This is a genomic window from Mariprofundus ferrooxydans PV-1 (genome assembly GCF_000153765.1).
In the GTDB taxonomy this organism is placed as follows: domain Bacteria; phylum Pseudomonadota; class Zetaproteobacteria; order Mariprofundales; family Mariprofundaceae; genus Mariprofundus; species Mariprofundus ferrooxydans.
The window spans coordinates 944,336-956,303 of sequence record NZ_DS022294.1 but is presented as its reverse complement, the minus strand read 5'-3'; the positions used below and the strand labels follow the sequence as shown (position 1 = coordinate 956,303).

Annotated in this window: 13 protein-coding genes; 7 read left to right on the top strand and 6 right to left on the bottom strand. The window is 52.8% G+C overall.

Annotation, left to right across the window (positions count from 1 at the left end; genetic code table 11):
• The 7 genes from gyrB to SPV1_RS04435 all read left to right on the top strand — a co-directional run.
• A partial coding sequence (gene gyrB / locus SPV1_RS04465; RefSeq protein WP_009849928.1) for a DNA topoisomerase (ATP-hydrolyzing) subunit B occupies positions 1-2,326 on the top strand: 2,326 nt, incomplete at its 5' end.
• A gap of 10 nt (positions 2,327-2,336) precedes the next feature.
• Positions 2,337-3,389, top strand: coding sequence for a phosphoribosylformylglycinamidine cyclo-ligase (gene purM / locus SPV1_RS04460; RefSeq protein ID WP_009849927.1), 1,053 nt, complete (start codon positions 2,337-2,339; stop codon positions 3,387-3,389).
• 218 nt (positions 3,390-3,607) lie between these two features.
• Positions 3,608-4,831: an argininosuccinate synthase gene (locus tag SPV1_RS04455; RefSeq protein WP_009849926.1), complete on the top strand. Its 1,224-nt coding sequence runs from the start codon at positions 3,608-3,610 to the stop codon at positions 4,829-4,831.
• Positions 4,828-5,493, top strand: coding sequence for a cytochrome b/b6 domain-containing protein (locus tag SPV1_RS04450; RefSeq protein ID WP_009849925.1), 666 nt, complete (start codon positions 4,828-4,830; stop codon positions 5,491-5,493). Before SPV1_RS04455 ends, SPV1_RS04450 begins: the two co-directional genes overlap by 4 nt.
• A gap of 159 nt (positions 5,494-5,652) precedes the next feature.
• Entirely contained in the window at positions 5,653-6,150 is a 498-nt protein-coding gene (locus SPV1_RS04445) for a DUF523 domain-containing protein (RefSeq protein WP_009849924.1), read from the top strand.
• Entirely contained in the window at positions 6,143-6,811 is a 669-nt protein-coding gene (locus SPV1_RS04440; protein ID WP_009849923.1) for an O-methyltransferase, read from the top strand. Before SPV1_RS04445 ends, SPV1_RS04440 begins: the two co-directional genes overlap by 8 nt.
• Positions 6,812-6,977: 166 nt before the next feature.
• Positions 6,978-7,667 carry a metal-dependent hydrolase gene (locus SPV1_RS04435; protein ID WP_009849922.1) on the top strand — a complete coding sequence of 230 codons (690 nt, stop codon included), beginning with the start codon at positions 6,978-6,980 and terminating at the stop codon, positions 7,665-7,667.
• Positions 7,668-7,697: 30 nt separating this feature from the next.
• Here SPV1_RS04435 and SPV1_RS04430 read toward each other — a convergent pair whose 3' ends face one another.
• The 6 genes from SPV1_RS04430 to SPV1_RS04405 form a co-directional block, all read right to left on the bottom strand.
• A complete protein-coding gene (locus SPV1_RS04430; RefSeq protein WP_009849921.1) occupies positions 7,698-8,411 on the bottom strand; it encodes a DUF481 domain-containing protein in 714 nt (237 codons plus the stop codon).
• 81 nt (positions 8,412-8,492) lie between these two features.
• Positions 8,493-8,795, bottom strand: coding sequence for a peptidylprolyl isomerase (locus tag SPV1_RS04425; protein ID WP_009849920.1), 303 nt, complete (start codon positions 8,793-8,795; stop codon positions 8,493-8,495).
• A complete protein-coding gene (locus SPV1_RS04420) occupies positions 8,792-9,538 on the bottom strand; it encodes a tRNA threonylcarbamoyladenosine dehydratase (RefSeq protein WP_009849919.1) in 747 nt (248 codons plus the stop codon). The genes SPV1_RS04425 and SPV1_RS04420 overlap by 4 nt, the downstream gene beginning before the upstream one ends.
• On the bottom strand, positions 9,535-10,287 hold the full coding sequence (locus tag SPV1_RS04415) for a TatD family hydrolase (protein WP_009849918.1): 753 nt from the start codon (positions 10,285-10,287) through the stop codon (positions 9,535-9,537). The genes SPV1_RS04420 and SPV1_RS04415 overlap by 4 nt, the downstream gene beginning before the upstream one ends.
• Positions 10,288-10,360: 73 nt before the next feature.
• Positions 10,361-10,804, bottom strand: a complete 444-nt coding sequence (locus tag SPV1_RS04410; RefSeq protein WP_231288280.1) for a tellurite resistance TerB family protein — start codon at positions 10,802-10,804, stop codon at positions 10,361-10,363.
• Positions 10,805-11,002: 198 nt separating this feature from the next.
• Complete coding sequence (locus SPV1_RS04405) at positions 11,003-11,884, bottom strand: YybH family protein (protein ID WP_040881469.1); 882 nt, start codon at positions 11,882-11,884, stop codon at positions 11,003-11,005.
• Positions 11,885-11,968 lie beyond the last annotated feature (84 nt).

Below are 11,968 nucleotides of genomic sequence, written 5' to 3'. Positions count from 1 at the left end.
TACCGATGACGGAACCGGCCTGCATCATATGGTGTTCGAAGTGGTTGATAATGCGATTGATGAAGCACTGGCTGGCCACTGTGACAAAATCGAGGTTATCATCCATTCGGATGATTCGGTGACAGTACGCGATAACGGACGTGGCATTCCTGTCGGCATGCATGACGAGGAGCAGTGTTCGGCTGCCCAGGTGATTATGACCGTGCTGCATGCCGGCGGCAAGTTCGATGATAACTCCTACAAAGTCTCAGGCGGATTGCATGGTGTTGGCGTATCGGTGGTCAATGCGTTGTCGGAATCACTCGAGTTGGTGATCCGACGGGAAGGTCATGTCCATTACCAGAAATACCTGATGGGTGTTCCGGTTGAGCCTTTGAAGGTGATTGGCGATGCCAAGGGTAGCGGCACGGAAGTACGCTTCCTGCCCAGTCTGGAAATATTTTCTCATCGCAATATGTCCTTCGATATTCTGGCGGCCCGTTTGCGCGAGTTATCCTTTCTCAATAGTGGCGTGCATATCGAAGTGCTGGATGAGCGTACCGACCACAAGGTTGTATTTGAATATGAGGGCGGTATTTCCGCCTTTGTTGAACATTTGAACCGGACACGCGCACCGTTGCATAGCGATTGCGTATCGATGCAGATTGATCGGAATGATGTCGGGGTGGAACTGGCCATGCAGTGGACCGACTCCTATCAGGAAAATGTTTTCTGCTTTACCAATAATATTCCGCAGAAGGATGGTGGTTCTCATCTGGCTGGCCTGCGTGGTGCATTGACCCGTTGTGTTAATAATTATGCGGCTGCCAGCGGCTTGTTGAAAAAGCATAAAGTCAGCCTCACCGGTGAGGATTGTCGGGAGGGACTGACTGCCGTGCTGTCGGTTAAGGTGCCGGATCCGAAATTTTCATCACAGACCAAAGAAAAACTGGTTTCCTCGGAAGTGCGTCCGATTGTCGAGAGTGTGGTGAATGAAAAGCTGGCTGAGTGGTTTGAGGAAAATCCGAAAGAGGCTATGCGGATTGTTGGTAAAGTAGCAGAAGCTGCAACGGCGCGTGAAGCTGCACGCAAGGCACGTGATCTTACCCGTCGCAAGGGCGCGCTCGATATTTCCAGTCTGCCCGGCAAACTGGCTGACTGTCAGGAAAAAGACCCTGCACTCTCTGAACTCTATCTGGTGGAGGGCGATTCTGCCGGTGGCTCTGCCAAACAGGGGCGTGATCGCAAGGCTCAGGCTATTTTGCCATTGAAAGGCAAGATTTTGAATGTGGAAAAAGCCCGGTTCGACAGAATGCTGTCATCGCAGGAAATAGGCACGATGATCACTGCCCTTGGCACCAGCATCGGTAAGGATGATTTTGATATCTCCAAACTGCGCTATCACAAGGTTGTCATCATGACCGATGCCGATGTGGATGGCTCGCATATTCTGACGTTGTTACTGACCTTCTTTTATCGCCAGATGCCGGAGCTGATTGAACGAGGCTATTTGTATATTGCGCAACCGCCGTTATATCGTGTGACCCGTGGCAAGAAATCACGCTATATCGCCGATGATGACGGTCTGTTCGAATTTTTGCTCGAACATGGATCTGACGGGAAGGAGTATTTCTCATCCAGCGATGGGCAACCCATAAGCGGTGAGCGCCTGCAGACATCCGTACGCAGTATCCATCGTTTACAGCGTTTGCTGAGCCGCTTGTCCCAGCGTATTGACAGGAAGGTGCTTAAGTTGCTGATTGAGAGTGGCAAAATCAGCATGCAAATGATGCGTAGCAGAGCGGAGCTGGAAGAAAGGTTGCAGGCGCTGGACCGGTTGTTTGAACTGACGACGCGCGAAGATGAAACATTAACCTGGAAAGTGAACGAAAATGAAGAAGACGGCACCTGCTGGATACAATTCCAGCGCCGTGATCATGGTCGGGTCATGATTTCGCGACTGGACAAGGACCTGGTAGGCACTGCCGAGTTCGGAGAAGCCCAGAAGCTGTGCGCATCGATACAGAATCTGGTGGATGATGGCGCACACCTGAGTGAAGGTGAGAAGAACTGGCCCATCACGCATTTTGATGAGTTGGCATCTATTATTGAGAGTGAAGGACGCAAGGGGCTGGGTATTCAGCGCTATAAAGGTCTGGGCGAAATGGATCCGGAGCAGTTGTGGGAGACCACCATGGATCCGGTCAACCGCGTGTTCAAGCGGGTTATGCTGGAAGATGTGGTGAATGCGGATGAAACATTCTCCACCCTGATGGGTGATGCGGTGGAACCACGGCGTCGTTTTATTCAGGATAATGCTCTGAAAGTACAAAATCTGGACGTTTAAAGGATTTCAAGTGACTACTGATAATAAACCTACGCTTACCTATGCCGATGCCGGAGTCAGTATTGACGCCGGTAATGCCTTTGTTGGTCGTATCAAACAGGCTGTTGCGTCCACCACCCGGCCGGAAGTGATCGGTGGTCTTGGCGGCTTTGGCGCATTGTTCAGCGCCAACTTCAAGCATATGCAGGAGCCGGTGTTGGTGGCTTCAACCGACGGTGTCGGCACCAAGCTGCTACTACTGCAACAACACGGCCGACCGCACGTCGCCGGTATTGATGCGGTTGCCATGTGTGTCAACGACATGGCGGCGCAGGCAGCCGAACCGCTATTCTTTCTGGATTACCTGGCAACAGGCAAGCTGGATGATGAGACGATGGCTGCTGTGGTTGAGGGCATCGCCGAAGCATGCTGTGTGTGTGAATGCGCCCTGATCGGTGGTGAAACGGCTGAAATGCCGGGTATGTATGCACCAGGTCACTACGACATCGGCGGTTTTTCTGTCGGTGTGGTTGATCGCCCGTCGATTGTGGATGGTGTGACCATATCCGATGGTGATGTGATGTTGGGTATAGCTTCCAATGGCCCCCACTCCAACGGCTTTTCCCTGATTCGCAAATTGATTGAGGTTGGCGGTGCAGATATCGCGAACGATCTGCTGTCGGATGGCACTCCTGCCATTGATGCCGTACTGGCACCAACCCGACTGTATGTTCCGGCAGTAAAAGCGATGCTCAAAGCCGGCGTTGAGGTGCATGGTTATTCCCATATCACCGGTGGCGGCATGTTCGACAATATCGAACGCATTCTGCCGGCAGGACTGGCAGCAACAGTCGATATCGCCTCATGGCCGGTTCCGCCGGTATTCGAGTATCTGCTTGGCTTTGCCGATGTAGCGAAGTTTGAGCGCTATCGTACCTTCAATATGGGGATTGGTTTTGTCGCGATCCTGTCAGAATCAGAAGCCGTAAAGGCGGAGTCTGTTCTGCGTGATGCCGGTGAAACCGTTTATCGCATCGGTCGTATTCACAAGCAGGATGGGGAAATCGTTACGCTGATCGGATGATGGGCGGTAGCACTGTCCGGATGTTAATCTAACGCTATTCCCTGCTCAGGATTTTGCATCTCGGCGATGGCACTACTCTATGGGATATCGCTCATAGCGAGTGATATGAACCTTTTCACCTATTCAATATTTAACGCATATGGAAACGGCCAGAGCTGATGTGTAGCTTACCGGAATCCGGCACAGCCGGGCTCCTAATTTAAGCGTGGGGAACAATAATGTCGCATCCTGAAGTAAAAAAAGCGGTCCTGGCCTACTCCGGCGGTCTGGACACCTCAATTATTCTGAGCTGGTTGCAGAATACCTATGATTGTGAGGTGGTTACCTTTACGGCCGACCTTGGTCAGGGGGATGAGGTGGAAGATGCCCGCGCCAAAGCGAAAGCTGGCGGCGTATCCTCTATCTATATCGAGGATCTGCGCGAAGAGTTTGTACGCGATTACGTGTTTCCGATGTTCCGTGCCAATGCCATTTATGAGGGTGAGTACCTGCTCGGCACCTCGATAGCCCGGCCGCTGATTGCCAAACGCATGATAGAGATTGCCAATGCAGAAGGCGCGAATGCGGTATCGCATGGCGCCACTGGCAAGGGGAACGATCAGGTACGTTTTGAGCTGGGTTTTTATGCGCTGAAACCCGATGTGAAAGTGATTGCGCCATGGCGTGAATGGGACCTGGTTTCACGTGAAGATATGTTGAACTATGCCAAGGCACATAATATTCCGGTTGAGCGTAAGCGTGAAGGTTCCAAGTCTCCCTACTCGATGGATGCGAATTTGCTGCATATCTCCTATGAAGGATATGATCTGGAAGATCCGTGGTGCGAACCGTCTGAGGAGATGTGGCGCTGGTCGGTTTCTCCTGAGAATGCGCCGAATGAGGCTGAATATATTGAGCTTGGTTACCGGGGCGGCGATATCGTCTCGATCAATGGCGTCGCGATGACGCCGGCTCAGGTGTTGACCGAGTTGAACAGGGTGGGTGGAAAACACGGTATCGGCCGTATCGATATCGTTGAAAACCGCTTTGTCGGTATGAAATCGCGCGGCTGTTATGAAACACCGGGTGGCACGATCATGCTCAAGGCGCACCGTGCTATCGAATCAATCACCGTGGATCGGGAGGCAGCTCACCTGAAAGACGAGTTGATGCCGCGTTATGCCAAAATGATCTATAACGGCTACTGGTTTGCACCGGAGCGCATCATGTTGCAGCAGGCGATCGACTATACTCAGGCTACGGTCAATGGTGATGTACGCCTGAAACTGTACAAGGGTAGCGTTCAGGTTGTCGGCCGTCGTTCAGATCAGTCCCTGTTTGATGAGCGCCTGTGTACTTTTGAGGATGATCAGGGTGCCTATGATCAGAAGGATGCCGGTGGCTTTATCAAACTCAATGCCCTGCGCCTGCGCATGAATAATGTGACGGGAGTTTTAAAATGACGGAACAGGCCTACGCGAAACCGATTCGGCTATTACACAGTCTGTTGGCGTTGTGCATGCTTTCACAAATCGCCATCGGTGAGTTAATGGACGTACCCGAGGTTGAGGATAAGCCTGCGGTGTCGGCAATAGAGTGGATCATGCCGGCCTATGCTCATGAAGGACATCATCAGGCTGTGCCCGGTGCGCCGGTAGAGGCCACACTGGGTTTTGAAGTGCATGAAATTCTGGGCCTGGTTATTGGCGGACTGCTGTTGGTCCGCATCATGCTCGCGCTAACCTCTCTGCCCGGTGCTAACTGGCGGCAGCTGGTGCCATGGGTGTTTGCCGATGGACGCAAGCAACTGGCCAGTGAGATTCGCGTTCAGGTGGCTGGCTGGAAGCAGGCGAAACTGGCTCCTCCGGAAGATGGCGAAGCGGTGGCCCGTAGCGTGCATGGCCTGATACTGATAGCCGGGATTATCATGGGCATGAGTGGTACTATACTATATTTTGGCTGGAGCCAGACGGCGCCACAAACAGCCTTTATTGAGTTGGTTGCCAGCACACATGAACTGGTTGTCGGCGTGCTGGAAGCATTGCTTGGTGCACATGTACTGGCGGTGATTCTGCATCAGCGCATGGGGCATAATATTCTCGCCCGTATCAAACCCGGCGGCTGATACAGATTATACGATGGAGGCAAAAGCATGCCGCTTTACTCGCCTTCTGGTGTAAGAACAACTGTGAAATCATATCGCCGGAGTTTTTTGCTTTTTTCGGTATAAAACACAAATCACATCACAGCTTTACTGAATCGCTGGCGGAGTTAAGCTGACGGCATGCAAAAAGTACTGGTTAGTGCATGCCTGCTGGGCGAAAGGGTTCGTTACGATGGTAGCGACTGCCAGCAGCATGGCGTACTCGATCAGTGGCAGAGGCAGGGTCGTATCGTATCCTTGTGCCCGGAAACCATGGCCGGACTGCCAACTCCGCGCCCGCCGGCTGAGATAGAGGGCGGAGATGTAGGTGCTGTCATGCGAGGCCAGGGGGCTGTGCGCCGTCAGGATGGCACTGATGTCACCGATGCCTTTGTTGAGGGCGCAGAGATAGCGCTGCGTGAATGCTGGCACCACAAGATCAAGGTCGCCATTCTCAAGGAGGGCAGCCCCTCCTGTGGGGTATGTCTGGTCAATGATGGTAGTTTTTCCGGAGTAAAAATAGAGGGACAGGGTATGACGGCAAGGCTGCTGATCAGACACGGCATCTCGGTGTTTAGTGAGCATCAGTTACAGGAAGCGGAACAGCGTGTCCGCGAACTGGAAGCCTTGGTTGGCTAATCATACGCTGGGGCTGAACGCCGCCCTGGCCACCTATGTTCAACAGGTTGGTGTCAGGGAACCGGCTATTCTGCAGGCGTTGCGTGCGGCTACAGAGCAGGAAGAGCTTTCAGTGATGCGCTCGGCGCCCGAACAGGGGCAGCTGATGGCTATGCTGATTCGCCTGACCGGGGCGCGTCGGATTCTGGAGGTGGGCACCTATACCGGTTATGCCACCCTGTGGATGGCTCTGGCAATGCCGGCAGATGGAAAAATCATCAGTTGCGATCTTTCCGAAGCGTGGACGAATGTGGCTCGCCGGTTCTGGGAGCAGGCGGAGGTTAGCGATCGCATTGATCTGCAGCTTGCGCCGGCGCTCGAAACACTGGACAGACTGCTGATCGATGGTGCTGCAGGCTCGTTTGATTTTGTCTTTATTGATGCGGATAAGGTGAATTATACAGCTTACTACGAGCGCAGTCTTGAACTGTTGCGCGTCGGGGGCCTGATCGCCATCGATAATACTCTGTGGGGTGGCAGTGTCATTGATCCTGACAATCAGGAGCCATCCACCAATGCCATTCGCGCATTTAACAACATGCTCTACAGAGATAGTCGAATCGATATGGCGATGTTGCCTCTGGCCGACGGGTTGACGTTGGCCAGCAAAAAGGGGCTATAACCTTTAGTCACTGCAATCAAAAATGAAAATCTGTATGCATCGATAAGGAACAGTTTTAAGTTCTCTGTTGCGGCAACCGGATCGTGAGTCTGGCGTGAGCCGGCTCACCGTCGGGTATCATCTCTGGCTGTAGCCTTCTCTCGTGCATCAATGTTGAGAGGAAATCATGGCCAACTTCAAAACCCATATTGCGGTCGCGGCTGTCGGATCATTGGTTGCAACCGGTATCTGTCTGCAGGCAGGTATGGTGAATCAGACTGAAGCGGCGGGATTGTTTACATTCGGCACAGTAGCCGGGCTGTTGCCGGATATCGATTCCGATCATTCGGTGCCGGCCCAATGGCTTTTTCGTCTGTTCAGTCTGGCTACCGCCTTGCTTATTCTTCTCGGGTGGCAGGGTAAATTGCCGCTATGGCAGTTGCTGGCATGTGCCGGAGCCGGGGCCGTGGTGATGCGCTACATCGTACTGAACCTGTTTGCCCGTATTACAGTGCATCGCGGTCTGTTTCACTCTCTCCCGGCTGCACTGCTGGCGGGGCTGGTTACGATTGCACTGGGTCATCAGCTGGCAGGATGGTCGCTGCATTTCACCTGGTTAGCGGCGGCTTTTGTCACATGCGGATATCTGCTACACCTGCTGCTGGATGAGGCTTTCAGCGTGAATTTGACGGGTAGTCACCTCAAACAGTCGTTCGGCACGGCGTTGACCCTGTTTTCTCCCGCTGCATGGCTCTCCTATCTGCTGCTATATAGCGCGGTTATAGCAGGGATCTGGTTAATGCCCATGCCTCGAGGCGTTGATGCGTCACTGCATGGCTCTGTCACTGACCTGCTGGCAATGATCCCTGTTTGGTAAATGTTGCCTCCTCCTCAACAGGGTAGGACATTAATAATTAACTACCAGTGTAATAGCCGTTTCAATATCGAGTTTTTTCCTGCCGGTGGGTACTTTGCTATTGTGTTCCAGTGTCAGGCTTATTTTGCTGGCCAGATGTGAGTTAATTTTCTGTTGCAGGGCGGTTACCGATTTGGATGCCCAGCCGCTTTTACCGCCTTCAGTGGAAAGTTTCTGGATCAGAGTGGCTGAATCGGCGATCTGCCACTGTGCACGCGTGGATCCGCGGACAATCGACTCGTTGTTTGATGTGTTATTGGTCAGCTTGCTCTGGCGTAGACCGCCGCCGAGTTCCATATTCCACTCGAAGGCATCGCTTTTAATCAGGTCGCGTCCGTAACCGATGGTTTCGCTCGTGCGGCGACGAAAACCGGAGAAGCGGTCAGTGATAAAACCAATGCGGAGAAGCAGATAGTCGCGATCGGTTATTTTCCAGTCCTCTTGCAGGCTGGCTGTATATTTTTCGGCCGTCGTCGTATTGCGATCTGTGGCGGCATGGGCGCTTGCCTCGAATGTATCGCGCAGATGGCGACCTTCATGACTCATTCTGGTTTTGGCATTCAGAGTCAGCGTGCGGGTATTGCCAGATGTTTGCAGGGCGCCGATTTCCGAGCTGTTTTTCCACTCGTCAGTCGGTTGCACATCGGCGGCAAGAGCCGGCATGGCCAGTGAGCAGATCATGAGCAGTGTAAAAATAAATTTCATAGGAGTCTCCGTTAAGGCGGCGCAGAATACGCATTGAATGCTTAAGTTCAATGCTGCTTCCCCCATCCGGGTTCCTATCTTTTACTTGTTGCGGGCGGTAATTTCAATCAGGTGGTAACCGAACTGTGTTTTGACCGGTCCGTGCACGGTGTGCAACTCGGCCGAAAAGACCACGTCATTGAACTCCTTAACCATCTGACGCTCGCGGAATTCGCCGAGGTCGCCACCCTTGCTGGCTGAGGGACAGGTTGAGTGCTTTCTGGCCAGTTCGGCAAAGTCGGCACCAGCCTCAATTTCGGCTTTCAGGGCTTCGCATTGTGCTCGATCGGGCACCAGAATATGGCGGGCACTGGCCGTCGCTCTTTTACGCTTCCAGAAACTCATGATTGACTCCCCGCTGTTGAATCCAGCAATTGTTTGATCACAAAGCCCGCCAGCATGAAGCCGAACAGGTTGGGCATATAGGAAATAGTGCCGTTGACGGCGCGCGGCAGATGCTCGGGATTATTGCTGACCGGTGCCTGCGGCAGTGGCTTGATCGGAAATTCACCCGAAAAGACTACCGGGTAATCCAGCGATGCACCGGCCCGGCGCAGTTTGCGGCGCAGGTTGACTGCCAGTCCGCAGTTATAGGTTTTATCCAGTGTAGTGATTTCAGCCTGTGTTACATCGAGCCTGCCGCCGGCTCCGAGGCTGGATGCAACCGGAATACCGTGGCGTTGGCATGTAGCCACCAGCACCGCCTTGCAGGCCACCGAATCAATGCAGTCGATCACATAGTCGAAATTCCCCGCCAACAGAAATGATTCCATATTATGCGGATCGAGAAAGCCGACATGGCTGTTGAGTTTCAGTTCCGGATTGATATCCATCAGCCGCTCCCCCATCACCTCAGCTTTATTACGGCCGATGACGCTATGGGTGCTGACCAGTTGGCGGTTGATGTTTGAGATACCGACCTTGTCGTGATCCACGATGGTCATTTGTCCGATTCCTGCCCGGGCGACTGCTTCAGCAGCGGCTCCGCCGACACCGCCGAGCCCGACTACCAGCACATGGCAGTCAGTCAGGTGTTTAAGGCCGCTCACTCCGGTCAGAATCTGGGTACGTTCCTGGGCATGACTCACAGTCTGAATAACTCCCTGACATTGCGATTGCATTGATCTGCGATGCTTGCTGTATCTGCGGCGCGAAGCGTAGCGAGTTGCTGCACAATTTCGAGCAGAAAAGCCGGCTCGTTGCGTTGCCCCCTGCGGGTATATGGCGGTTGATCAGGCGCATCGCTCTCGATCAGTAGCCGCTCCAGCGGCATTTCGGTCACGATGCCTTGCAGGCGTTTATTTTGCGGATAGGTGATGCTGCTACCGATACCGAGATAAAAGCCCTGGGTGATCACGGTTTCTGCCTGTTGGGGGCTACCGGAAAAACCGTGGATGACACCGGTTAATGCCGGTCTTCGGCGTAGTTCACGGCAGACCTCATCAACGGCTTTATAAGCATGGATAATAACCGGCAGGTGCATTGCCAGCGCCAGATCAAGCTGGGCACGGAACCAGTACAGTTGTTCACCGCTGTTGGCCCGGCCGCCATCCAGACCACACTCCCCTACTGCGACAGCCTGCTCGAGAAACAGAGGCAGCTGATCCAGATCACCATGGCTATGCTGCAGGCAAAGCCACGGATGCAGGCCGTAAGCGGGGTGGATTGTGTTGTGGTGTGTGGCGGCCAGGGTCTGCAGTTTCGGCCAGCTGCTGCGTGATACAGCCGGCACGATATAGCTGTCGATGCCATGGTCGGCTGCGCGCGCCAGTATAATATCACGATCCTGATCAAAGCGGACATCGTCCAGGTGACAGTGACTGTCAATCAGTTGCATGCCGCTTATGGTGCCACCTTACAGACGCATCGCAAAGTGCCGACAGTTGATTTACATGCTGTCAGAGTGTGGCTTATTCGGCCTGAACCACGTGTTTTGCAGTGACCAGTGATTCAACCGGCACACCGATCAGGCCGGAGAGGCGGTTGATATACTGATCTTCGAGAAAGTCGATCTCTCCGTCCGCCAGTGCCACCTGCCAGATCTGTCTGAGAATTTCGGTTCTTTGCGGAATGTCATAATTGGCATTGATCTGTTTCACGACTTTATCGAAGCGCAGCTCTGCAGCATCGTTACTGATACACTGCTCAATCAGTTCGTCGCTCTCTATTGCCGTTAATCCGTAGTGCTCGCGCAGCAGAAAATTGATTTCAACGCGTTCAGATGCATCAATGCGACCATCCATGCCCATCATTCCTACCATCAGTTTGGTGATTGCGAATGATAGTTCAGGCGCATTGTTTTGCTTATGGGTTTCTTCAGTCCACCAGTTTTTAAGGGTTTTTAGCATTGCCATCAGCATCTCCTCCATTTTCCCGGTCCGCTTTGGAGGATTCGATCTCACAAAGCAAACACCCTGTTCAATCTATCGCCGGATTAGCAGATAAGTTTAGGTTTTTTCATCAACTAATGCTGGCTGCTGTGTTTTATTGCCACATGATCGTATCACGTACGAGGAGCTATGCGTGAAGCCTGCTGCCTAATAGCAGCTGCGTTAGCCTGAAATGGATTCATGAATAATTTTCCATCCGTTCGGGGTCTGTCTGAATACAAGTGTTTTTAGAGCATCCGTATTCAACGTATCGGAGCGATAATATTGCAGAAATTGCACCCGCAAAGTGTCTGATGATATGGCGTTCATCGTGATGTTCTTGACCCTGACGGCGATAAAAGCATGTTTTGTGATGGCCCACGTCTTGTATTTTTTCCACGCACTGATGCTCTGAAAGCGGTCACTCACATCAAAATCATCCGCATAAGCCGAAAAATAGGTATCCAGATCGCGGTTACTCCAGGCGGTATACCATGTCTCAAGTGCAGTTTGCACAGCGCTGCGTACAGCAGGAGAGAGCTGCGCATCTTCACCACCCTGAAGCGATGGGGCCTGGATAGCCGGTTCGGTAATTTCAGATGGATCATCTGGCGAAGCAAAGGCTGTGAATAGATTTTTCGTAGCCACGGGTTGAACTTGCGGTGAGTTTATAAATGTATTCAGGCGGGCATCCACTTCGTCCATAGCAGCCTTGTACCCGGCAGGGAAATCCATATGCACCTCCCGCAAACTGCCGCCGGCACGGCGCACTGCAGCAATACGCCTCTGGTGGTCCGCCTCAACCTTGAGCATGGTCACCAGCGGGCTGCCTGATTGGTTGGCCAGCAGCTTCATTGCCCGGCCATGTTGATGCATGTTAAGTAATATCTGCGCCTGCAGAATAACGCGATCCTGTTTCGACATATTGCGCACGCTCTCGGATTGCTCATCCTGCAAGACTTTCAGCAGGTCAGCCCATGGCAGTTCTGCGGCGAGTAATGTGGAAGGCAAAGAGAGTACGCATGTCAGCGCTACAAGATGTACCCAGCTCATATAATTTCGCATGAATGATTTTATCCTTCTATGGTTTGTTTGAACGCAGCGACTTTTGTGATGATCAAAAGAGCTGTTCATGGCGGAAAAGCTGAG